Raw genomic sequence first — 24,200 nt, forward strand, 5'->3', positions numbered from 1 at the left:
GGCATCTCCGTTTATGAAGAACGGCAGAAAAATCCTCGCTGGGGCGAAACGATGATTCCGCAATACCGCGAGATCATCCTCAAAGGCGAAAGCACGCCCATCGGCGAATTAAGCAGTGCGTTTCTCAATCCGAAAAGCAGTCTGCACATTCAGTTTGCCTATTATCAGTCGTCGAAGGTTGTGGAATATCTCATCGATCAGTTCGGCTTCGCAGCGTTACAAAATATTTTACATGATCTGCGTGTCGGTATTCCAGTTAACGTCGCCATCGAACGCCGCACGAAATCACTGGGAGAACTGGAACAGGAATTTGCCGCGTTTCTGAAAGATCATGCAGAAAACTTTGCTCCCGGCGTCGACTGGTCGGAACAGAATCTGATGGCACTGACCAGTGATGACACAAAACGCTTTGATGACTGGATTCGGGAACACCCCCACCATTTCGAGGGACTGATGGCGTATTCTCGGATTCTGGAAGAAGAAAACCGGACGAAAGAACTCGAAGCGACACTCATTAAACTGACCACCCTGTATCCCCAGTACACAAGCGCAGACAATGCCTGCCTGCGTCTGGCAAAGCTCTATCAACAGCAGAAACGCTTCGACCAGGAACAGAAATATCTGGAACTGCACGCACAGTACAATCCCAATGCGCTGGAAGTTTTTCAGAGATTGACTGAACTCTATCAAACGTCAGAAAACTGGAACGCCGTTTACCAGGCGGCGCAAAATGCAAATGCCATTAACCCGCTCATGCAGGAAACCCAGACCGCCCTTGCGGAAGCCTGTATTCAACTGAAACGACCTGAAGAAGCCATCAACGCCTATCGGGCCATCTTGGTTTTAAACCCACACAATAAAGCGGAAGCCCACTACCAACTCGCCCGCTTGCTCCGGCAGAACGATTTACCACAGGCCAAACGTCACACGCTCATCGCTCTCGAAGAGGCTCCCCGTTTCCGGGCCGCCCATCAATTATTACTCGAACTGACAGCAAACACACCTTAATGGCTCGCACAGGTTTGAATATGAACTAACAGGCTCATGGAGGAGCCGACTATGAAATATCGTATGATTCCCCTGGCAGTGATTTGTCTATCACTGATCGTCGTGACGATTTGCATCGGGCAATATCGGCCCGCGGTCCCCTCCGACCGGGGTGGAGTTCCGGACTGGAAAAACGATCCGGAATTCAAACACGATGTCTTCACATTTGTGAGAATCAGATATAACTCTCATCAGGGCTGGCGACGATGGGCCACCGATTATCCCGACAGCGACCTGAACTTCTCCTATCGCCTGCAGCAACTCACTTCCATGAAAGTCGATCCGGAAGGCAAGATTCTGGAACTGACGGACGCCGAACTGTTCGATTACCCTTTCATCTATCTTATCGAACCTGGTTCGCTGGAATTCACCGAAGAAGAAGTCACCGCCCTCAGACGTTACCTGACGAATGGCGGTTTCATGATGGTCGACGATTTCTGGGGCGAAGCCGAATGGGATAACTTCGCCCTGGAAATGAAACGCGTTTTTCCGGAACGCGAACTGGTCGAAATTCCTCTGGAACACCCCATTTTCCATTGTGTTTATGATCTCAAAGAAAAGCCCCAGGTCCCCAGTATCGGAGTCGCCCAGTGGGGCCGTTCCGAAGGCATCACCTGGGAACGGGAAGACGCGAAACAAGTTCATTACCGGGGATTATTCGACGATCAGGGTCGTCTGATGGCCGTCGTCTGTCACAACACCGACCTCGGCGATGGCTGGGAACGGGAAGGGGAGGACAAATGGTATTTCCGCGAGTTCTCAGAAAAGAAAGCGTATCCACTTGGCATTAATATCGTGTTTTACGCGATGACACACTGAATCCAGCGCACGTGATTTTATCGATTTTTTCAGGAGCCGAAACGTGAATCTAAAACTAGTCACATCCGATGATCGCAGCGAAGAAGAACGCACTTTTGAAATGCTGCAAAACAGCCGTCAGCAAATCGATGCGGAAATATCCAAAGCCGTCATCGGCCAGAAGGAAATCATCGATCAACTCCTGATCGCGTTGTTTGCCGGCGGACATTGTCTGATCACAGGAGCCCCCGGTCTTGCCAAGACATTACTGGTGAATTCACTGGCGCAGGTCTTCAAACTGAAATCACAGCGGATTCAATTCACGCCAGACCTGATGCCCGCTGACATTACCGGAACCGAGATTCTGGCGGGAGATTCACTGGAATCGCGGGCGATGAAATTCGTCAAAGGCCCCGTATTCACGAATATTCTGCTGGCAGATGAAATCAACCGCACCCCTCCCAAAACGCAGGCGGCACTGTTGGAAGCGATGCAGGAAAAGCAGGTCACCGTAAGCGGCATCAAATATGAACTGGATAAACCGTTTTTCGTTCTGGCGACTCAGAACCCGATTGAAATGGAAGGCACCTATCCTTTGCCGGAAGCACAACTGGACCGCTTCATGTTTAACCTGTTCATCGATTACCTTTCCGAAGAGGACGAAGTCGCCGTCGTCACCCAAACCACGGCCCGCAATGCCGAGCCGATCATTCCCTTGTTTACTGGTCACGACATTCAACAGTTTCACCAGTTTGTCCGCGAGGTTCCGGTGGCGGAAGAACTCGTGCGTTATGCGGTCCAGCTCTGTGCAGCATCCCGACCGCACCAGGCAACGACGCCCGACTTTATCAATGAGTGGGTCAACTGGGGCGCCGGCCTGCGGGCCGCACAAAGCCTGATTCTGGGAGCCAAAGCACGGGCCGTCCTGCGCGGGCGCGTGCATGTCACTCTGGAAGACGTCCAGTCGTTACTCGCCCCCGTACTGCGCCACCGCATCCTGATCAATTACCGCGCGGAAGCCGAAGGCATTACCGTCGAACACGTCGTTCAGCAACTGATTGAAACCATCAAAAGACCGATAGAAGCATGAGAAAACCACCGATGAAGAAAATCTCCGCACAAAAAACCTATCAGAACCAGAAACTGGTCTCACAACGGATTGATCCCGCCTGCCTGATGCGAATCAAGTCGCTGGAACTGCGAGCGAAATCGGTTGTGGAAGGGAACTGGAACGGTTTACATCGCAGTCCTTATCACGGCTTTTCGGTTGAGTTCACCGAATATCGGGAATACACGCGCGGCGATGACCCGCGCCACATCGACTGGAAACTGGCTGCCCGAACCAATCAGCATTTTATCAAACGCTTCGAGGAAGAAACCAACCTCTGCTGCCACATGCTGCTGGATCTGAGTTCTTCCATGCAGTTTCACAGCCTGAGTTATTCCAAGGCCGACTATGCCAAAACACTGGCGGCAACCTTTGCTTACTTCCTGTCGACACAACGCGATGCCAGCGGGCTCGTCATCTTTCATGAAGAGGTGGATGCCGTCGTGCCGGCACGTTTCACCCGCGGCCAACTCCGACGGATTCTGATCGAACTGGAACGGCCGCCGCAGGGATCGCATACCAACTTTGTGTCCCCCTTGAAACATGCCATCGAAACCATCAAAAAACGAGGGCTGGTCGTGCTGATTTCCGATCTGCTTTCGCCTGTTGACGAGTTAAACACGCATCTGGGATACCTGCGTGCGAAAGGGCACGAAGTAGCTTTGTTTCAAATTCTGGACCCGGCTGAGATTCACCTGAACTTCAGCGAAACCGCCATTTTTGAGGACCTGGAATCAGGGGATCGGATCGCCCTCAACCCGAAAATAGCCCAGGCAGACTACCAGCGGCGACTGAATGAGCATCTGGAAACAATCCAGGCCATGTGCCGCAAACAGGGCGTGAACTACCACAAGTTGACCACCGACACCCCACTGGAAGTCGGCTTATCCGATTTTTTAACTGATCGCGCCGCATGAACGTATTTCAGGAACAGAGGAAGCACAGTTGAGTTTTTTAACCCCACTCTATTTATTCGGAATCATTGCCGTCGGGCTGCCGATCCTGCTGCACCTCGTCAGACACCAGCCGAAAAATGTTCAGTTCTTCAGCTCACTCCGTTTCCTGGAACACAAGCCCCCTCAGACTAATCGCAAAAACAAGATCGAAAACTGGCTGCTGCTGTTACTCCGAGCGGCAGCCGTTTTGCTGCTCGTCACGGCTTTTGCACGTCCATTTTTCAAAAATACCGATCTCGAACTGACAACCGCTTCGACGACGCGACAAACCATCCTGTTAATCGACGCCAGTTCCAGCATGCAGCGGGGCACGCTCTGGAAAGACGCACTGCAGAAAGCCGAGGAAATCATAAAGCAAGCCGGTCAGGAGCAGATTGCGATTTATACATTTGATTCCGGCCTGACCGCCGTCAAAGCCCTCAAAGAGTCAAAACAGCCTGCACAACAATTCTCAGAGGCAGATGATCGGGAACTGCTCACCGGACTCACCCCCGGCTGGAACGCGACGAATCTCGGTCAGGCGCTCACAGAAATCGCTTCACTGCTGCAGCAACAGGTCGCCTCCGATCCCACGGGAACCTTGCTGCAGAACAGCACGATTGAACTGATTACCGATTTTCAAGCGGGGTCTCAAATTTCGGCACTCACCGAATTCTCCTGGCCGGAAGAATTGAAAGTCCGACTGCATCAGCTAAAAGCCGGCGAAACCAGCAATGCCGGTCTGCAACTGCTATCGCTGGATGAACAATCTCGACCGACAGTCCGCATCGTCAATGCCGCGAATTCAAAGCAGGAACAGTTTACGATCGCTTATCAGAGCAAGTCTGGCGTGCCAGAAACCTCTCAGCCGGTTTATGTTCCCCGTGGTCAGTCCCGGGTGATTCGTATGCCTGCATTGGAACCGCAGCAGCAGGTCACACAAATCGTACTCAGCGGCGATGACCATGATTTTGATAACCGCCTTTATCTGCAACCCCGCGAAAAATCAAATCTAATGATCGTTCACTTAGGTACTCCCGCCGCCGGTTCGACGGAAACTCCCGATTACTTTGCCAAACGCGCGTTCCCTGCGACCTCCAACCGGGAAGTGGAGTTTCTGACCGTTGGCCCCAATTCGCCGCAAATCCTCATCGCAGTCGCTAAAATCCATCTGCTCATCGTGAGCCGTGAACTTTCCTCTGAGGAAACGGAACTGGTGAAAAATTATCTGCAACAGGGCGGGGTGGTGCTGTTTTCTCTGAACGACGCGAATTCCGGCCAGGCACTGATACCAATCCTGTCGACCGAGGAGAAAACATCGCAAAATATCCTCACGGAAGCAGCCGACATCAACGGTTATGCGCTGCTCACGAATATCAATTTTGATCACCCCGTGTTTCAGATATTTCAGGCGCCCGAGTACTCCGACTTCACACAACTGAAATTCTGGAATTATCAACGGCTCACGCTGCCGGACGGTATTCCGCATCAGATTCTGGCCCGCTTCGATCATGAAAACCCAGCCATTGTGAACGTTCCCATCGGAGAGGGACAGTTGATCGTCATGACCTTCGGCTGGACGCCTCGAGAAAGCCAGTTCGCACTCTCCACCAAATTCGTACCGATGCTGAATGCCATTCTGGGACAAAATACAAAACTGACCACTGTTCCTTCCCAGTTCACCGTCGGTGAAAAAATCAAACTGCCTGACTCTCTGAAAGCAGTAAATATCAGCACTCCTGAATCGCCTCAAATTCAACTCACTTCAGCTCAACAAACTTTAAAAGAAACGATCCAGCCGGGCCTCTATCAGGTGACATCGGAAGATGAAACGATTCCTGCTCAGAAATTTGCTGTGAATCTGGGAATCGAAGAAAGCAACACGGCACCGCTGGCGATTGAAAAACTGGAATCGCTGGGAGTCAGACTGCTTCAACCCGGCGAAACGACGGCAGCCAGTCCGCCGCCCGCCGACACACGACGCCAGGCACTCCTTCGGGAACTGGAACAGAAGCAGAAACTCTGGCGCTGGCTGATCATCGTGGCGCTCGCGATGCTGGGTCTGGAAACAGTGCTGGCGAAATGGATCACCGGCAAAACTTCAGCGACACGAAAGGCGTAATCATGGGCCTGCCCGATCTCTTACAACAACTCAATCAGGTCATCTTTCGCTACCAGACCAGTCTCAAACTGAAACGATTGTCCTGTCTCTGGTTAGCCGCCTGCGGTCTGATACTGCCAATGTTACTGTTGATCGATCCGGTGATCTCTCCCGCGCATCAAATGGTTTTACTGGCTCTGATGCTGGGTCTGCCTTTTGCTGCAGCAGCGGGAATTCTGCTCTATCGGTCCCGAAATCGTTTTTCCCCTGCCAGCAGGCACCAGATCGCGACATTAATTGAACGAACCTACCCGGACCTGGATACCAGTCTGCTGGCGACGCTGGAACTGGAAAAAACCGCCGAGGGAACGCGCCCCACCTTTCTGCAAAACCGACTGATTCAACAGGTCATCCAGCATGGAGCAGAACACGACTGGCGGCAGACGATCTCCAACCGCAGACTGATTCTGCAAAACACGACCCATCTCGTCTGTTTTACGGCCTGGGTTGTCAGTTGCTTAAGCTGCTGGTCTTATCTCAAAGCGGCTCCCGAATCTAAAGACACACTGCCGGCCATCGCTGCGACGGAACAATCGTTTCAGGTCGAAGTCAAACCGGGAACAACGGATCTGGAAAAGCATCATCCCCTGTTGATCACGGCACGGTTTACGGGAAAAACACCCGATACTGCGACGTTAAGCATCACTTCAGCCACGGGAGAACAACAGGAACTGCCACTCGTCAAACATCTGGACGATCCGGTTTTCGCCGTGCGGCTGCCTGCAGTGACGGACGACCTGACCTACACAGTGCAGACCAATTCCTGGAAATCGGAAACGTATCAGGTCAAAGTTTTTGTCCTGCCGGAACTGGTACAACTGGATTCCATCATCACTGCCCCTGAATACACGGGTCAACCCGTTCAGAAAGTCGAAGACAGCCTGCTCATCAGTGCCATCATCGGCTCAAACATCGAATTTCAACCCCGATTCAATAAACCAATAAAGACGGCTCTGCTGGAATCAGCGGAACAGCAGCCGCTCCCATTGACGGTGAGTTCGGACGGCCTGTCAGCCCGGCTCACGCTCAAAGCAGAGATCAATCAGACCTGGAACCTGCGATTGATCGATGCCGATTCGCGGGAAAACCGGACGCACCCCTACATTGATCTCTCTGTAATTCCCAACCTGCCGCCGGAAATCAAAGTCACGTTTCCGGCCCGCGATACCCGGGTCTCTCCACTGGAAGAAGCACTCGTGCAAGGGACCGTCGTCGATGACTTTGGCCTGCAGCAGGTGGGTCTCGTCTATACCATTCCCGGTCAGAAACCACAGATTCTCTCGCTGCGCGAGACCGCAAAGCCCGCTTTGGAATTCACGGCAGAACATCTGCTGTCGCTGGAACGCCTGCAGGTTCAGCCCGACACACTGATTACCTATTACCTGTTTGCAGAAGATATCGCCGCCGATGGCAGCACACGCAAGGTGCTCAGTGATATGTATTTCATGGAAGTTCGTCACTTTGAAGAAATCTTCCGGGAAGGGCAGTCTGCCAGTAGTGCATCTCAGTCGGGCAAGAGTGGCGGCAATGCGGAACAAGCCGAAAAACTGGCAGAACAACAAAAACAGATCATCAACGCCACCTGGAAAGTGATCCGACGCGAAATCAAGTCTACGGTTTCGGATGAATTTACCAAAGATGTCTCCACACTGCAGGAGGCGCAACAAGCGCTGGTCACCGAGGTCGTCAAGTTGGCTTCGAAAGTGAAATCGCAGAACTCCAAGGCCATCATTGATTCGATAACGGAAAAAATGCAGGAAACCGTTTCTCAACTCGGTGCCGCGCAGGAAGCGCAAAATGCCGAACAGCTTACATCAGCACTGTCCACAGAGCAGGCCAGTTACCAACTTCTGTTGAAATTACGGGCCCGCGAACATCAGGTCTCCCAGAACAAAAACGGAGGCGGCAGTAAAGGGGGGGGCAGCAATCGGTCACAGAATCAACTGCAGCAATTGGAGCTGACGAACAAAAAACAACGCTATGAAACAGAAAACCAGGCCTCTCAGCCCCAGGCAGCGCAGCCTGACCGGGAAGCACTGCAAATTCTGAATCGTCTCAGAGAACTGGCACAGCGTCAAAAAGACCTGAATGAACAACTCAAAGAACTAACCGACCAGCAACGGTTTGCCAAAACAGATGCGGAAAAAGAAGAAATCGAACGCCAGCTCAAACGGCTGCGGGAGCGACAACGGGAACTGCTGCGTAAAGCAGACGAAGTCGCGCAGCGGATGGATCAATCAAAAAATGCGTCTTCTACAAAATCGAGACGCGAACTGGAACAAACGCGAAACCATCTGCAGCAGAGTTCCGAGTCACTTAAAGACGGACAGGTTTCCCGTGCCCTGAATGCAGGGACACGCGCACAACAGCAACTCGATCAACTCAAGAACGACTTCCGCAAAAAAACCGCTAATCAGTTCGCAGACGCCATGCGTTCGCTGAATCAGCAGGCAGAACAGCTCGATCAGAAGCAGAAGGAACTGAGCCAGGCGCTCAACAAACAGGAACAGCCAACAGAACCACAACAGCGACGTTCGTTGCGCAAAGACAAAGGACAGCAGGAACTGGCCGACAAACTGCATGCGCAGGAAGACCGCCTGAAGCATCTGGTCGAACAGATGAAAAACGTGGTTCAGGAATCGGAAAAATCCGAGCCGCTGCTCTCCAAACACCTGTACGACGCCATTCGAAAAACGAGACCTTATCGACCGGAAGACGCGCTCAAGAATGCCGCCAACTTTCTGGAAGAAGGGGCCACCGCTCGTGCACAACAGGCCGAACAACGCGCTGCTCAGGGAATTGAAGCCTTGAAACAGGGAGTTCAAGTGGCGGCCGAAAGTGTGTTGGGCAACGATCTGGAATCCCTCAAACGGGCGCGACAGGAAATCAAATCGCTCACTTCTGAAATGAAAGCCGAACAGAAACTGGCCGGTAATCCACAGTCACAAAACCAGCCTTCGTCCCCCGCACAGCAAGAATCAAAGTCAGGCGATCCCAAAACACCCGGACAAAAACCATCGACGGACTCCCCCTCCGGCCAGCAAGGCAAATCGGGTTTGCCGTCGGGGGAAAGCAAATCTCCCGTGCAACTGGCGTCCGGACAAACGGGAAAAGGGCAGGGCTCACAACCAGGTTCTCAACCGGGTTCTCAATCAGGATCACAGCCGGGCAATCAACCAGGTTCGGAGAAACCATCGGGACAGCCCTCATCCCCCAAATCGTTAAAAGGTTCACCAGGAAATTCTCAAGGCGGTCCCGGCGGTGGTCAGGGAGGCCCGGGCGCTCCGTCAACCGGACCGATTACCGGAAATCAATTCCGGGAGTGGTCTGACCGCATGCGGGATGTGGAAGAAATGGTCGGTGATCCGAAATTACGCAGTCAAGTCGCTCAGATTCGTGAACGTGCGCAGAGCATGCGTGCCGAGTTCAAACGTCATTCCAAAGTACCAGAAGGAGACCTGGTCGATGCACAAATCCTGGAACCGCTGGCTGAACTTCAAAAAATCCTGTCTGACGAAATCAGCAAACGAGGCGCGCAAACATCGTTGGCGCCGGTCGACCGCGATCCGGTTCCGGAAAAATACTCTGATCTGGTCCGTCGCTACTATGAAGAACTAGGGAGTGGAAAATGAATTGCCTGGCCCAATTACAGTTCGGTGCGCCTGACTGGACCACCAGCATGATCGCGACGGTCTTCGTCGGGCTGGCGCTGGTAATCTATGCCTATCGGTCACTCGCTCTGAAACGTTCCTTGACGGGAGTCGCCATGTTCCTGAAGGTCTGCGGCATCGCGATCCTCTCGATTGCATTGACCGAGCCGCTCTGGAGTGGCGTGCACGTGCATCCTGGCACAAATCTGTTCGCGATCGTCGTGGATGACAGCCGCAGTCTGGAAATCAAAGATTCAAAAACCGGCAAACCGCGCCTGCAACAGATCAACCAACTGCTCGCTGCGTCAGAGCTGACCGCAGATCACAAACATCCCCAATGGCTGATCGACCTGGAGCAAAACTTTTCCGTTCGAAGCTATTCGGTCGACGCACACGCGCATGCGCAAACAGAACTGCAACACCTGACATTTCAGGGTTCGAAATCAAATCTTGTTTCCAGTCTCAACGAATTGAACCAGCGCTATCAAAAACTGCCGTTGGCGGGCATGCTATTGATGACGGACGGCATCTCCGCGGAAGAAATCAGCCGTCTGGAAACCTCCGTGCCGCTGTACCCGGTTCTGATCGGCAGTGCCGCACCGGTGACTGATCTGGCCATTATTAAAACCTCTGTCAGTTATTCCCCGTTTGAAGATGCTCCGATTCGCATTCTCGCCGATCTCTCTGCCACTCAATGCCAGCAGAAACAGCTCAAAGCACAACTGCTGAATGAAACCGGCAAGATTGTGGAAACCGTCACCCGCGAAATCACTCAGCCTGATCAGCAGTTCCAGATTCGATTTCAGGTGCGGCCTGAAGCGACCGGAATCGCCTTTTATCAGATAAAAACCACGCTGGTCTCAGAAGAGAAAAACGAAGCAACGCTGGCCAATAATCAGCGTACGTTGAAAATCGATCGAGGACGTACCGCGCATCGCGTGCTGTATGTCTCCGGTCGCCCGAACTGGGAATTCAAATTTCTCCGCCGCGCGATCGAAGAAGACGAGTTCATCCACCTCGTCGGTCTGATCCGCATTGCGAAAAAAGAGACCAAATTCGATTTCCGCAGTCGGGACGGGGAAGAAGGCAATGCGTTATTCCGGGGCTTTGATCAGGAAAACGAAACGGATCTCGAACGATATGACCAACCCGTATTCGTGCGGATCAATACACAGTCTCCCGATGAATTAAAAGACGGCTTTCCTAAAACGGAAGCAGAACTCTTTCAATATGAAACGCTCATCATCGACGATCTGGAGGCCGCCTTCTTTACCCATGATCAACTGGAACTGATCACCCGTTTTGTCTCGGAGCGCGGGGGTGGGCTGGTGATGCTGGGCGGCCAGGAATCGTTTCAGAAAGGCGGATATGACAAAACTGACCTCAGTCGCCTGCTTCCGGTCTATTTCTCGCAGCAGGTTTCAACGGACGTCGAACATAACTACCAGTTTTCGCTGACCCGCGACGGCTGGCTGCAACCCTGGATGAGACATCACAAAAACGAACCGGAAGAACACAAACGTCTGGCTGAAATGCCGACGTTCAAAACGATCAACCGCGTCGACACTCCGAAACTCGGTGCCACGCTGGCTGCGGAGTTGAACACTTCACAGAAAATGACCTACCCGGCGATTGCCACACAACGTTATGGCCTGGGACGTGTGGCGGCCGTCATGATCGGCGACCTCTGGCGCTGGCGGTTAAAAGAGGATTCCCCGTCCCCCCAACTCAATAAATCCTGGCGACAGTTATTGCGGTGGATGACTACCGATGTTCTGGAACCGATCGAGCTGCTGGTAGAAGAGAATCCACAAACAAACGAAGGGACCCGAATCAAAGTCCTCGTCCGCGATCCCGAATTCCAGAAACGGAGCGATTATCAGGTCGAACTGGAAATCACAGCGCCTCTGCAAAAACCGATCAAACTGAGCGCCGATCCGGTAGTCGACCAGCCCGGCGTCTATCAAACCGTTTATCTACCCCCTCAACCTGGCGGTTATGCCGTATCAGCGACAGTCAACGCCCCCGATTCCAAAACAAAAACCATTCACGGTGGCTGGGTGCATGATCCCGACAGTCTCGAGTTTCGGTCGATCCAGCCTAATCTCGCACTTCTGCAACAACTCGCTACGATATCAAAGGGGGAAGTGATCCCTGCTGCGAAACTGCAACAGTTCGTCAATTCGCTGGATCAGCGTCACATACCGGTGACCGAAGAACTGGTCACACCGCTCTGGCATCACCCCTGGGTCCTGGTGCTCGTCCTGGGCTGCCTGTTTAGTGAATGGTCTCTCAGACGATGGAAAGGACTACCCTGATGCGAAACCGATGTCTTCACAGATTATTATGGGGAATCATCAGCACGTTGCTGCTGACTGCTCCGCAACACGTCGCAGCCCAGTCAACCGCTCACAGTGGGAAAACCGAACGTTTCGTGCTTGTAATCGGGGCAGCCGGCCAGGAACAATATGAGCCACAGTTTGCCGCCTGGGTTGAGCGCTGGAAACAAATCGCCGCGCATAAACAAGCCGAATTGACGGTGATTGGTGAAAGCGTCGATGCCCGCCATTCTGACCAGGAAATAATCGCCCGAGAACTGCAGCGCAAAACAGACAACATCTCAGCCACATGGTTGATATTAATCGGACATGGCACATTCGACGGAAAAACCGCCCGCTTCAACCTGCGCGGCCCTGATCTCACCGCCGACCAGTTGAGCCTGTCCTGTGATACGATCCAGCATCCGCTGGCAATCATCAACTGTTTTTCTGCCAGTGGGCCGTTTCTGGAAGCACTATCCGCAGACAAACGTGTGGTCATCACAGCCACTAAAAACGGGCACGAATTCTATTTCTCCCGCTTCGGTGATTTTCTTTCACAAGCCGGCTCACAACCGCAGGCTGACCTGGATCACGATGGTCAGATCTCTTTACTGGAAGCCTATCTGGCAGCCTGCCGGGCAACCAGCGCCTATTATCAGCAAAAAGGGGAACTGGCAACCGAACATGCGCAACTGGACGATAACGCCGATCAAAGCGGGACCCGCGGCGATCAATTTGACGGCCTGAACCGGATTCCTGAACCGCATGCCGTCGCGACAGCGTTACCCGATGGCCATCGGGCGCATCAATTCATTTTGTTTACCACCCAGCCGATCGAGTTGCTTTCCGGTGAACAAAAACAGAAACGCGATGAACTGGAAATCAAAATTCTGGAATTGAAGCAACTCAAAGAAACGTTCTCCAGCCCGGATGAATACTATCAGAAGCTGGAACCATTCATGATTCAACTGTCTCGCGTCTATCGCCATATCGATCAAAACAAAAAACACGTCATCTATGATCCGCAGGTGGTGCCTGCCAATGCAAAAAAGACCGGCAGATAACCGGTCTCTTTGCTGATTCGTTTTGCTCAGGCGTGTTTGAATTACTCGCCGGTAATTTCCTTGGCCAGTTTCTTGAGTGCTTCACTCTCGATCTGACGTACACGTTCCCGCGTCAGCCCTAATTCCTGGCCGATTTCTTTCAGCGTTTTCGGTTCTTCGCCATCCAATCCAAAACGCATCCGCAGAATGTTGGCTTCGCGTTCCGGAATTTCCTTCAGCAGACGAAAGACGTGTTTGAGGTTGTCATTCTCGACCAGCTCATCATCGGGATCTTTGACACGGTCATCGGGAATCATCTCTCCCAGCGACCAGCCGGCTTCGTGTTGCTCTGATTGTGGTGAAGAGTTGTAAAGCTGAATTGCTTTCTTCACAATTTTCAATTTCTTCGGAGGTAGATCCAGTTCTTTTGCCACTTCTTCCGTGGTCGGAGTCCGATCCAGTGTATCCTGAAGTTGCGCAGTCGCACGTCGCCATTTTGTGAGCAACTCAACCATATACGCCGGGATACGAATTGTTTTCGCGGAATTCACCAGTGCCCGTTTGATGGATTGTTTAATCCAGTAGCTGGCGTAAGTGCTGAAGCGGGTTCCCATATCGGGATCAAAGCCTTCAACAGCCCTGAGCAGGCCAAGATTACCTTCTTCAATCAAATCCTGAAGCGGCAGACCTTTACCTGAATAGGCACGGGCGATATTCACAACGAGCCGCAGATTCGCACGCACCATCCGATCGCGGGCTTCTTTGTCACCGTTTTCAATACGGTTCGAAAGCTCTCGCTCTTCTTCTGCAGAGAGCAGGGCGGTTTCGTTGATTTCTTTAAGGTATGTTTCTAACGGATTCTGTACGGCTAAAGAGGAACGCCGTCGAGCAGTTTTCTGCATGGAAAACCTGTTATCTATTGTTGTTGGCAAATGGAAAAGCCGAACTGGTTCCTTGGCTTACCATTAGATTTGCAACCGTTCGCGGGAACTCGTTTCCTCTCGACACGATGATTTCAATACAGAACGCAGGTCAATGGAACCCGCACCCTGTATGATTACTTATCGGCAATCAAATGCCGGTTCCTGAATGCGGTATGGAAAAGCAGGGCAGCAAAAGAGGAATCTACGGAACCTGTAACGATTGTAGGGGACAGGTAGATTTGGACTGCTAAAATGCCGCTATGACTATAGTTTCGCACAAAATCAGGTCACCGGCATTGCATAAAAAGTGATTGATCTACGTCGCAGACGCGAATGATGTCCGTTCTGACGCGCTCTGTTGAGGCCGGGAGACCAGCCACTCTGGAAATCGTGACTTCGCGATGTGTCTCACCAGAAATCAGAGTCAAAAAAAAGCGGTGGTCCCGGAAGACCACCGCTTTTATCTCAATTCAACTTTTCAATCAACTGGTGATGAAAAGTGCTCTATTCCGTTTTTTCTTCTGCAGCTTCTTCAACTGCTGCTGCTTCTTCAGCGGGAGCTTCAGTAGGCATTGAAAACAGGGGAGCATCTCCACCAGTTCCGCCCATCAGTTCCTTACGCGGCGCGGCAGCAGTAACTGCTTCCCCGCCTGCCGCAGAATCAGATTCGACTTCGACAGGCTCTTCGAGCTTGCGGCTCAAGCCGATCTTACGATCATCGGTATCGACACGCAGAATTTTTACATCCAGCGTTTCACCAACTTTAACGATGTCTTCCGGATTTTCGACTTTATGGTCGGCCAGTTCCGAAATGTGCAACAGACCTTCCAGTTCTTCTTCCAGCTCTACGAAGACACCAAAATTCGTAATCTTGGTAACAACTCCCTGCACGATGGCACCTGGTTGATACTTTTGAGGAATATCGGTTTCCCAGGGATCAGAAGCCAGTTGCTTCAGGCCCAGAGCAATTCGCTTTCGCTCTTCATCTACGGAAATCACGAGACACTCGATTTCGTCGCCTTTCTTCATGACTTCACTGGCATGAGAAATCTTACGTGTCCAGGACATATCGCTGACGTGCAGCAATCCGTCGACACCTTCTTCGAGTTCGATAAACGCTCCGTAGTTGGTCAGATTGCGGACAGTTCCTTTGACCTTGGCACCTTCCGGGTATTTCTTGGTGACTTCGTCCCATGGATTGGACTGAGTCTGCTTCATACCGAGAGAGATTTCCTGCTTGTCCTTATTGACGCCCAGAACCACCACTTCGACCTGATCGCCAATATTGACGAGTTCGCTGGGGTGATTGATGCGTTTGGTCCAGGACATTTCACTGATGTGAACCAGACCTTCAATTCCGTCTTCCAGTTTAACAAACGCACCGTAGGACATGACGTTGACGACGTGTCCGATGACTTTTGTACCAACAGGATATTTGGATTCGACCAGTTCCCAGGGGCTCGGGGATTTCTGCTTGAGGCCCAGGGCAATCTTTTCTTTGTCGCGATCGACACTCAGGATCATCACTTCGATCTCGTCGTCAATCTTGACGATTTCAGTGGGATGATTGATGCGTCCCCAGCTCATATCGGTAATGTGCAACAAGCCGTCAATGCCGCCCAGATCAACGAAGGCACCAAAGTCGGCAATATTTTTGACAATACCTTTGACAATCTGGCTTTCTTCAATCTTGTTGAGCAGATCCTGTTTGAGTTTTTCACGTTTTTCTTCGATGAGTTTACGACGCGAAACAACAATGTTTCTGCGTGCTTCGTCAATCTTAAGAATGACGCACTCAATCGTACGGCCAATGTAGTTGGCAATATCAGAGGGACGACGAATATCGACCTGGCTAGCTGGCAGGAAGACGTTGACGCCAATATTGATGAGCAGGCCGCCTTTGATTTTACGGACGACTGTTCCGGAAACCACATCGCCTTCGGCATGTGTGGCAATGACTTTTTCCCATTCGCGGATTCGATCTGCTTTCCGTTTGGAAAGCATTGTCAATCCGAATTCGTCTTCTACTTCCTCAAGCAGAACCTGAACCTGATCGCCGGGCTTGGGAGGTTCTTCGTCTTCTGACCACTCGTCAATATGGACGATACCTTCACTCTTGAACCCGATGTCGACAAGGACTTCTTCACCTTCAATGCTTAGAATGACACCATCAATGATCTGATTTACGTCATAGGCACAGGAGACGGAAGCATAGACATCGTCCAGCACCCAATCTGTTTCTTCACCATTCTCATCTGTTTCCGGCATGACCTCTGCAAACGCAGCATCAAGGTCTTCGTCAGAAATGTTAAACTCTCGAATTAAATTACGATCAACCATACTAGAAAAAGTCCAAATACGCTTAAAATTTCAAAGTTGTATTCTGACGAGAATCTCTCGTGAAGTTAGTGGAACCGGGATACAGCTCGCTATGGCTCATCCGTTCCAGCGTCACAGGGACGCCTCTTCATCGGCCGTTCTCAAAGAGTCGCTCTCGCAGAGTCAGACTTCAAAGGACCAGGCCGATATGTTTTAAAACGCGATCTAACTGTCAATCAAAAAATGCGAAGAGATCAGCAAACCTCCCGCAACATTCCAGTGAATAGCAACTTCTCCAAAACCAAATGTCTCACTTCGCGGCCAACACCCAACGCGTTGATCTAATCACAAAGGAGATCAGTGCAGCAAATATATCAGAAGCAATTGATTTAATTCCAGCCATATAGACGCCTGAAAGTCATGAAATCAGCGATTTCTTCTATTTTTTCGTCTATTTTGGCTCTGATTCTGAATCCTGACGGAAATCGAATAGGAGGGCTGGAATCAAAATTACGAAAACCGGGCATGGGGTTGATCATGGATGACAGACTGGCGCTTTTCACTTAACTTCGTGATTTTCTGCCTTACCTCATCAACTGAATCCGAATTATTCAAAATGGATATGCGAAATTCGGTCTCGTAGCTTGCTCCGGAACGGAGTTCTCGCACGCGGCTTTGCTCCCGCTCGACCGCCTTGAAATTCGGAAAATTGATGCCCGGCTCCAGTCCAGTCACATATCCACCCGACTCAGGCAGCGTATTTTTCCACAATGTGAAACAGGGGAGAGCCGCCTTTTTAAAACTCACCAAAAACCCCTTGTGCCCCATTTTATCAAAAAGCAGGGCAGGTGACTCCCCGTTTTCATCACAGATCGGGTGAAAAAAGTACGCCTGCTCAGCATAGCCGGGCGTTGGCCCCAGATAAGTATCAAAATCCTTAAGTCCTTCTGCAGCACGGGAATCGCGAGGCGCCATCTCCTCGAACGGCATGGCAAACCGGGAACCGGCTTCCAGAAAAGGGGCACCAATATTGATATGATACAGCAATTCGGACTCCGCAGGCTCCGGGCCCAGATTGGTAACACGGTCGCGAATCAGGAATTCAGGGGAGCCCAGGCGGGTTTCCAAAGTCGATTCCAGCAGAAGGTGACTGCCAAACAACATCCCTTCTTCCATCCTGCCGGTAATTTTTATCCAGCCCCCCGCGGCGGGGTCAAGTTCGAGACTCACATAATGCGCAGGAGTATTCGCAATGCGTCCGTGCAGAGTCAGTTCGGATTCGAGCGGGTTGCCGGCAGGGTCTGTGCCTGGCGGGCCATTGGAAATCAGGCCACAGCGACAAATCAGCTCGTTAAAGCCGCTGAGCCATCCCAGCCCTCCCCGCTCGGAAAGATTGACAAACGCAGGATTGACGGGCGATTTCACCGGGGACTTCCATTCCAGCGGAATACCCTGAAAATCACCTTTCCAGACCCCCATGCCCCGCGTGGGCAGAAGCGAAAGCTGCAAGGCACCGTTATTGACTTCGATCAGATCGACGCCTTCCGAAAGCCCGCCGTGCAGTTGTTTTTTATGAATCGACCAGTCTGTTTTCTCTGAAAACCCGGGATGGCTCTCTGCATTCAGCAGAATTTCTTCAATCCAGGTTTGCGAGTCTACATCAGTGAGCAGAATTTGTGCTGGGTTCATAGCTGCGCCTCAATTCTATGATATCAGTATATTTGGAATATCTGGCAGGAGTGAAACAAAAGGAAATATCATTCTGACAATCTGGATAATGTAAACCGATTAGTTTAACCTGACCAGCATCGAAAGCAAAAACGAATCAAAAACTCCTCTTGCAGATAGAATTTACGACTTATAATACAGAAGAGAACCTATCAAAACCTTAATCACTCTGTATCAAAGTTAATCATGGATTTCTACTCAATGACACCAGTTCCTCAAGCGGATGAACACGGCTACCCCTACACGAACGAATGGTATGACTCTCTGAAAGCCTCTCTGGGAGAAGCCGGCTGCCGGCAACTCGGATTTTATCCAATTCCAGGAGACTTTCTACTTTCCGTCATCATCCCGATCTTCAACGAGAGTAAGACCGTCGAGAATCTTATCGATCAGGTCAAAGCCGTTCCCATTCGTAAAGAGCTGGTCCTTGTCGATGATGGCAGTACCGACGGCACCCGCGAGATTTTGAAGCGGCTGGAAGAACAGTCCCGGTCTGATGAAGACGCTCGAAATCAAATCCGGGTCATTTTTCATGAAGTGAATCAGGGAAAAGGGGCTGCCGTGCGGACGGGATTTCTGGAAGCTCAAGGCGATGTGATGCTGATTCAGGATGCAGACCTCGAATACGATCCTTCTGAATACCCGCGTCTGCTGCAGCCCATCATCGAAGGCAAAGCCGACGTCGTTTATGGCAGCCGTTTCCTCGGTGATCAACCGCACCGCGTGCTCTACTACTGGCATTATCTGGGGAATAAGTTTCTGACCACGCTCTCAAACTGCTTCACCAACCTCAATCTGACCGATATGGAAACCTGCTACAAGCTCTTCAAAAAAGAAGTGATCAAGGAAATCGCCCCCGGACTCTGTCAGAATCGTTTCGGTATTGAACCGGAACTCACAGCAAAAGTGGCCCGTCGTCAGTGCCGCATCTTTGAAATGTCGATCAGCTATGACGGTCGCACTTACGATCAGGGTAAGAAAATCGGCTGGCGGGACGGCGTTAAGGCGCTGTGGTGTATTGTGCGTTATGGATTGAAAGATTAGTGGTAAAATCCTGAAACGATGCAATAACACCGCCTGCGGGAAGCACTTATTTTGCTGACTGCTTATCTGATCCTTTCTAAAAACAGGCCCCTCAGCATTGCCTGAAGGACAGATTTTCTCTTAGAATCAGCAACATGTTACTGAAACGCAAAATAAACATCTGTCCCCTGTAGTCTGATTTTCACATTTTCCGACCGGAGACAGATGCGAAGTGAATGCCACATCATGATTAATGCAGTCATCAGCAACTGGTAAATAAAGATCTCAGCAAACGAACGGAATATCATATGGCCTCTCCTTCGGAGAACCCTCAAGACAATCCTCCCAAAGGCAAAGCTCCTCAAAAGCTATCAGGCAAAGAAAATCAGGGCGTTCCCTCAACGGGCCCCTGGCTCATTATCCTGCTGATTCTGGTCGTTGGCAGTCTGATCATGATGAAAACCTCGCCGGAAAATACCGGCTCGAAGGTTGATTACAGTTTTTTTATTACCGAGCTCCAGCGTGGTAACGTGGAAACAGTCGATTTCCACGGCGACATCCTGACCGGCAAGTGGAAGATTCGTCCCGAAAATCCCGACAAGGAAAAAAAGGAGGAAAAACTGGCAGAGGAGTTCAACACCGTTCTGCCTTCACACCCGGTAGAAGATCGGGATCTTGTTCCGGAACTCATCAAACAGAAAGTAAGCTTCAAAGCCGAAAGTACCAATGTTGGAATTGGTACCTATATCATCCCCTGGTTAATTGGCCCGATCCTGATTATTGGTTTCTTCTGGTTCATGCTGAAACGCTCCTCGGACCCGATGGGTTCCGGCATGCTAGGAAATTTCACCAAGAGCCCGGCAAAACGCTTTCGACCATCAGAAGAACAGACCACCTTCGACGATGTCGCAGCGATGGAGCAGGCGAAAGCCGAATTACAGGAGGTTGTCGAATTCCTGAAAACACCGGCAAAATTCCAGCGACTGGGCGCGCAAATTCCGAAAGGCGTATTGCTGATGGGCTCGCCGGGAACCGGTAAGACCTTACTGGCCCGCGCGACGGCCGGTGAAGCAGGGGTTCCCTTTTATTCCATTAACGGCTCTGAATTCATACAGATGTTTGTCGGCGTCGGTGCAAGCCGGGTGCGGGATCTGTTTCGGACCGCCAAGGAAAACGCTCCCTGTATCATCTTCGTCGACGAAATTGATGCCGTCGGACGGATTCGGGGCGCCGGTCTGGGAGGCGGACACGACGAACGCGAACAGACATTAAACCAGATGCTGAGTGAGATGGACGGATTCCAACAGAATGAAGCCGTCATCATCATCGCAGCCACCAACCGGCCGGATGTACTGGACCCGGCATTGCTGCGTCCGGGCCGCTTTGACCGGCACATCACCGTAGATCGTCCGACCAAAGAAGGCCGGGCAGCCATTCTAAAAGTCCATTCGAGGAAAATTCCTCTCGCCGAGGATGTCGATCTGAGTAAAATTGCAGCAGGCACAATCGGATTTTCAGGTGCAGATCTGAAAAATCTGGTGAATGAGGCAGCTTTGTCAGCAACGCGGTTAAATAAAGATCAAGTTGACAATGATGATTTTGAAAACGCACGAGATCGTGTTTTAATGGGACCACCACGAGAAGAAATTCTCAGCGAAAAAGAACGGGAAATGACCGCCTATCACGAAGCCGGCCATGCTCTGCTGGCCTGGTTACTGCCGGAAATTGATCCTGTTCACAAAGTGACCGTGATTCCTCGTGGCAGAGCGTTGGGTGTGACCCAGCTTCTTCCCGACGAAGAGCGTTATAGTATCGGAGAGAAGCAACTTCACCAGCAGTTGGCGTTCATGCTGGGGGGCCGCGCTGCGGAAGGAATTGTCTTCGGCGAACATACAGCAGGGGCAGCGGATGACATCAAACGCGCCACCCAGATCACACGCAAAATGGTGGGTCAGTGGGGCATGAGTGATGTGATCGGACCAGTGGCATTTCGCCACTCCGATGAAAATCCGTTCCTCGGAAAAGAGATGAAATCGCAGGGCGAATGCAGCGAAGAAACAGCCCATGTCATTGACCAGGAAATGCAGCGGTTCTTAAATGCCGCCGCGCAACTGGCAGAAGAAATATTAACAGAAAACAGGGAGAAACTTGACCTGCTGGCAAAAGCACTCGTAGAACAAGAGGCCATTGACAGTAATGACATCAAGCGTCTGATTGGAATTTCAGTTCGGGATCAAGCAACTATTGACAATGCAAAACAAACCAGCGTTGACAATGACAGCAAAAATGAACCCGAATAGTCATCCAGTCCGGGATGCCTCATCAGAGAGCGAGTTTTCTCCTGCCACAGCAGGAATGAATAGGAAATGACTGAGAAAAAGAAAACAAAGACAGCAAAAAAAATACCTCATACCAGTTTTGCAGAATTAGGACTGGATGACCATCTGATCAAACACCTCAGCGAGGTAGGCTATGTCACCCCCAGCCCCATCCAGGTGGAGCTGATCCCGATCGCCGTCACAGGGCAGGACTGTATCGGCCAGGCCAGAACCGGAACGGGCAAAACAGCCGCATTTTCATTACCGATCCTGCAGCAGATTGATCTCCGGCGACCGGGAGCCCAGGCTCTGATTCTGGCCCCGACGCGGGAACTAAGTGAACAGGTCGCTGAAGAGATTCGCAAGCTTTGCCCCGACAAGACGCTAAATCTCGCCGTGCTGGTTGGAGGCAAGCCGGTTCGCCCTCAGGAAAATCAATTGAAAAAAGGGGCACAAATCGCAGTCGGGACTCCCGGCCGTGTGATTGACCACATCAATCGTGGTAACCTGAAACTGAATACTTTGAAGTATATTGTACTGGATGAAGCGGACCGCATGCTGGATATCGGGTTTCGCCCCGATATTGAAAAGATCCTGCGCAAGTGCCCGACAGAACGACAGACACTGCTGCTTTCCGCAACGCTGCCGCCTCCCGTGGAACGTCTGGCACAACGCTACATGCAGAACCCCGTGATGATCGATCTCTCTGACAACAAGGTCAGTGTGGATGCCATCGATCAGTATTACATCACCGTTGATCCCAATCGCAAAATCAAACTGCTCACACAGCTTTTATTTCAGGAACGGCCCAAACAGACGATCGTATTTACCCGCACCAAACGGGGCGCAGACAAGCTGGACCGTATCTTTTCCAAAAAGCTCAAAGATGTGGCAGCCATTCATGGCGATTTACCACAAACCAAACGGGATCGTGTCCTCAAAAAATTCCGTGAAGGTAAAATCCGCCTGCTGATTGCGACGGATGTGATGGGGCGCGGCATCGATGTCAGCGGGATCTCGCACATCATCAATTTTGATATCCCCGAATTCAGCGACGATTATGTGCATCGCATCGGGCGTGTCGGACGGTTGTCCTCCGATCAGAAAGGAGCTGCCTTTACCTTTGTCGCTCCGGATGAAGGCGAGCAGCTGACCAACATCGAAAACCGGATCAATCACATGATTGCCGAATTTCGCGTGGATAATTTCGAGGCCTATAAACCGCAAAAGCCGCGCAAGAAAATCGAGAAAGTTTCACATCTCGGCAATACCGAACACTTAATCAATCCCGAATTTGGTGACTTCTGATCGTTGTTCTTCAACCGGGCACGCATCAACCGGATGTTGGCGCGTGCTGCTGAAGAAACAGTTCGATGCGGGGCAACATGATTTCGTGTGCATCTTCAAACACGTAATGTCCCGCATCCGGAATCCGCAGTGTTTCCGCATGGGGAAACCGTCGTTCGAATTCGTCCAGAAAGTTCGTGGTAAAACACCAGTCCCGCTCACCCCAGATGAGCAGCATCGGATAGTTTTGAAACTGCTGCAGTCCTTCTTCGACATGCATCAGCGTCGAGTAGCTGGGGTGCGAAGGTTGTAGGGGAATGTCTTTCACAAACTCATGGACGGCGACCCGGTTCTGCCAGGAATTATAAGGCCCTAGGAAACCGGTTTTGACTTCGTCAGTCATGCGGTCATGTTTTTCCACCGCCATCCTGATCGCGGCTCCGGAAAACAGATTCAGCCCCCGAACGCCCCAGGCACCCAGCACCGGAATCCGGCAGACCGCGATGCGGAACGGAATTTCCTGCGAGCGGAAGGCGGCGGTATTCATCAGCACAAACCGCTGAAACCGCTCGGTCAGATCCACGGCGGCTCCCATGCCGATGGCGCCCCCCCAGTCATGGGCAAACAGCGTGATCTCCTGCAGGTCCAGTTCCTGAATCAAGGTTTTCAGGTTACTGATATGCGTTTCCAGCTTGTAAGAATACTCCTGCGGTTTATCGGAGAGCCCGCACCCCATATGGTCGACGGCAATCACGCGGTACTTCGCAGACAGCTGCTTCACCAGCCGCCGCCAGGCAAAACTCCAGGTCGGATTTCCATGCACCATCAACAGAGGCTGGCCCTGGCCTTCATCCAGATAGTGGTATCGATGACCATCGATGTTTAACCAATGCGAGGGAAAAGGGTATTCATTTTTAATCTGATCACGAAAATTCATGCCGGGGTCTTCAATCGATAATGTTGCTGACTGATAAGCTGTTCTGAGACGACCTGACTGTCGCCAGTTCTGAAAAATCCGAATTTCATACCTTATCGCGATTCGCCATGCCTGGCGAGTGAACGATCCAATGCTTTTAAAAACCGTTCCAGATCGTCCCGCTGATGGGCGCACGTCACGGAGATTCTGAGCCGCGATGTCCCCTCGGGAACGGTGGGAGGCCGAATGGCCCCCACCAGGAAACCGGCATCCTGTAACTCTGCCGCGATGGTCATGGTCACCTCGGGATCTTTCAAAATGATCGGAATGATCGGCCCTGATGCAGGGGGGATCGAAACAGTCGCACGGTGCAGGAGTTCATTCCGCAGGAAATCGGCCTGAGTGTGCAATAATCGCCGTCGATCAGGTTCCGTCTGAATGATCTCGAGCGCCGTGCAGGCGGCAGCACAGATCGCAGGGGGCAGGGCGGTCGAATAAATTTGTGTCCGCCCCCGGTTCCATAACCAGTCGATCAAGGAACGTGAGCCGGCAACAAAGCCCCCCATCGTCCCGACGGCTTTGCTGAGCGTCCCGATGCGAATTGTCACGCGATCTTCCACTCC

The 24,200-nt window shown here is 51.6% G+C and carries 16 protein-coding genes; 11 read left to right on the forward strand and 5 right to left on the reverse strand.

Annotated features, from left to right (window positions below):
* The 8 genes from Q0294_RS15560 to Q0294_RS15595 form a co-directional block, all read left to right on the forward strand.
* A partial coding sequence (locus tag Q0294_RS15560; RefSeq protein WP_299467279.1) for a tetratricopeptide repeat protein occupies positions 1 to 1,008 on the forward strand: 1,008 nt, incomplete at its 5' end.
* Positions 1,009 to 1,059: 51 nt separating this feature from the next.
* A complete protein-coding gene (locus tag Q0294_RS15565; protein ID WP_299467281.1) occupies positions 1,060 to 1,866 on the forward strand; it encodes a DUF4159 domain-containing protein in 807 nt (268 codons plus the stop codon).
* 43 nt (positions 1,867 to 1,909) lie between these two features.
* Entirely contained in the window at positions 1,910 to 2,935 is a 1,026-nt protein-coding gene (locus tag Q0294_RS15570; RefSeq protein WP_299467283.1) for a MoxR family ATPase, read from the forward strand.
* An 11-nt stretch (positions 2,936 to 2,946) separates the two neighbouring features.
* The gene (locus Q0294_RS15575; protein ID WP_299467285.1) at positions 2,947 to 3,870 is read left to right on the forward strand and encodes a DUF58 domain-containing protein; all 924 of its coding nucleotides are present in this window, start codon (positions 2,947 to 2,949) and stop codon (positions 3,868 to 3,870) included.
* 28 nt (positions 3,871 to 3,898) lie between these two features.
* Positions 3,899 to 6,010: a BatA domain-containing protein gene (locus Q0294_RS15580; protein ID WP_299467287.1), complete on the forward strand. Its 2,112-nt coding sequence runs from the start codon at positions 3,899 to 3,901 to the stop codon at positions 6,008 to 6,010.
* Entirely contained in the window at positions 5,971 to 9,681 is a 3,711-nt protein-coding gene (locus Q0294_RS15585) for a hypothetical protein (RefSeq protein ID WP_299467289.1), read from the forward strand. The genes Q0294_RS15580 and Q0294_RS15585 overlap by 40 nt, the downstream gene beginning before the upstream one ends.
* Entirely contained in the window at positions 9,678 to 12,017 is a 2,340-nt protein-coding gene (locus Q0294_RS15590) for a glutamine amidotransferase (protein WP_299467290.1), read from the forward strand. The genes Q0294_RS15585 and Q0294_RS15590 overlap by 4 nt, the downstream gene beginning before the upstream one ends.
* On the forward strand, positions 12,017 to 13,084 hold the full coding sequence (locus Q0294_RS15595; protein ID WP_299467292.1) for a hypothetical protein: 1,068 nt from the start codon (positions 12,017 to 12,019) through the stop codon (positions 13,082 to 13,084). The genes Q0294_RS15590 and Q0294_RS15595 overlap by 1 nt, the downstream gene beginning before the upstream one ends.
* Before the next feature lie 41 nt (positions 13,085 to 13,125).
* Here the strand turns inward: Q0294_RS15595 and Q0294_RS15600 are convergent, their stop codons facing one another.
* The 3 genes from Q0294_RS15600 to Q0294_RS15610 form a co-directional block, all read right to left on the reverse strand.
* Complete coding sequence (locus tag Q0294_RS15600) at positions 13,126 to 13,965, reverse strand: RNA polymerase sigma factor RpoD/SigA (RefSeq protein ID WP_299467294.1); 840 nt, start codon at positions 13,963 to 13,965, stop codon at positions 13,126 to 13,128.
* Between the two features lie 525 nt (positions 13,966 to 14,490).
* Positions 14,491 to 16,326, reverse strand: coding sequence for a 30S ribosomal protein S1 (rpsA, locus tag Q0294_RS15605; protein ID WP_299467296.1), 1,836 nt, complete (start codon positions 16,324 to 16,326; stop codon positions 14,491 to 14,493).
* Between the two features lie 489 nt (positions 16,327 to 16,815).
* A complete protein-coding gene (locus Q0294_RS15610; RefSeq protein ID WP_299467298.1) occupies positions 16,816 to 17,994 on the reverse strand; it encodes an aldose 1-epimerase family protein in 1,179 nt (392 codons plus the stop codon).
* Between the two features lie 240 nt (positions 17,995 to 18,234).
* Between Q0294_RS15610 and Q0294_RS15615 the strand changes: the two genes are divergently transcribed.
* From Q0294_RS15615 to Q0294_RS15625, 3 genes are all read left to right on the forward strand, one after another.
* Positions 18,235 to 19,077, forward strand: coding sequence for a glycosyltransferase family 2 protein (locus tag Q0294_RS15615; RefSeq protein ID WP_299467300.1), 843 nt, complete (start codon positions 18,235 to 18,237; stop codon positions 19,075 to 19,077).
* A 287-nt stretch (positions 19,078 to 19,364) separates the two neighbouring features.
* Positions 19,365 to 21,356 carry an ATP-dependent zinc metalloprotease FtsH gene (gene ftsH, locus Q0294_RS15620; RefSeq protein ID WP_299467302.1) on the forward strand — a complete coding sequence of 664 codons (1,992 nt, stop codon included), beginning with the start codon at positions 19,365 to 19,367 and terminating at the stop codon, positions 21,354 to 21,356.
* Between the two features lie 66 nt (positions 21,357 to 21,422).
* The gene (locus tag Q0294_RS15625; protein ID WP_299467304.1) at positions 21,423 to 22,682 is read left to right on the forward strand and encodes a DEAD/DEAH box helicase; all 1,260 of its coding nucleotides are present in this window, start codon (positions 21,423 to 21,425) and stop codon (positions 22,680 to 22,682) included.
* A 25-nt stretch (positions 22,683 to 22,707) separates the two neighbouring features.
* Here the strand turns inward: Q0294_RS15625 and Q0294_RS15630 are convergent, their stop codons facing one another.
* Both Q0294_RS15630 and Q0294_RS15635 read right to left on the reverse strand, forming a co-directional pair.
* Complete coding sequence (locus Q0294_RS15630; protein ID WP_299467306.1) at positions 22,708 to 23,598, reverse strand: alpha/beta fold hydrolase; 891 nt, start codon at positions 23,596 to 23,598, stop codon at positions 22,708 to 22,710.
* Between the two features lie 92 nt (positions 23,599 to 23,690).
* Positions 23,691 to 24,200: aminotransferase class I/II-fold pyridoxal phosphate-dependent enzyme (locus Q0294_RS15635; RefSeq protein ID WP_299467308.1), on the reverse strand; the 510-nt coding region annotated here is incomplete at its 5' end.

Source organism: uncultured Gimesia sp. (genome assembly GCF_937919775.1).
Taxonomy (GTDB): Bacteria; Planctomycetota; Planctomycetia; order Planctomycetales; family Planctomycetaceae; genus Gimesia.

Bases quoted from the DNA above. Each gene is read 5' to 3' on its own strand.
- Q0294_RS15565 (WP_299467281.1), top strand. From the start codon at position 1,060: ATGAAATATCGTATGATTCCCCTGGCAGTGATTTGTCTATCACTGATC.
- Q0294_RS15575 (WP_299467285.1), top strand. From the start codon at position 2,947: ATGAAGAAAATCTCCGCACAAAAAACCTATCAGAACCAGAAACTGGTC.
- Q0294_RS15585 (WP_299467289.1), top strand. From the start codon at position 5,971: ATGGATCACCGGCAAAACTTCAGCGACACGAAAGGCGTAATCATGGGC.
- Q0294_RS15590 (WP_299467290.1), top strand. From the start codon at position 9,678: ATGAATTGCCTGGCCCAATTACAGTTCGGTGCGCCTGACTGGACCACC.
- Q0294_RS15595 (WP_299467292.1), top strand. From the start codon at position 12,017: ATGCGAAACCGATGTCTTCACAGATTATTATGGGGAATCATCAGCACG.
- Q0294_RS15600 (WP_299467294.1), bottom strand. From the start codon at position 13,965: ATGCAGAAAACTGCTCGACGGCGTTCCTCTTTAGCCGTACAGAATCCG.
- rpsA (WP_299467296.1), bottom strand. From the start codon at position 16,326: ATGGTTGATCGTAATTTAATTCGAGAGTTTAACATTTCTGACGAAGAC.
- Q0294_RS15610 (WP_299467298.1), bottom strand. From the start codon at position 17,994: ATGAACCCAGCACAAATTCTGCTCACTGATGTAGACTCGCAAACCTGG.
- Q0294_RS15615 (WP_299467300.1), top strand. From the start codon at position 18,235: ATGACACCAGTTCCTCAAGCGGATGAACACGGCTACCCCTACACGAAC.
- ftsH (WP_299467302.1), top strand. From the start codon at position 19,365: ATGGCCTCTCCTTCGGAGAACCCTCAAGACAATCCTCCCAAAGGCAAA.
- Q0294_RS15625 (WP_299467304.1), top strand. From the start codon at position 21,423: ATGACTGAGAAAAAGAAAACAAAGACAGCAAAAAAAATACCTCATACC.
- Q0294_RS15630 (WP_299467306.1), bottom strand. From the start codon at position 23,598: ATGAATTTTCGTGATCAGATTAAAAATGAATACCCTTTTCCCTCGCAT.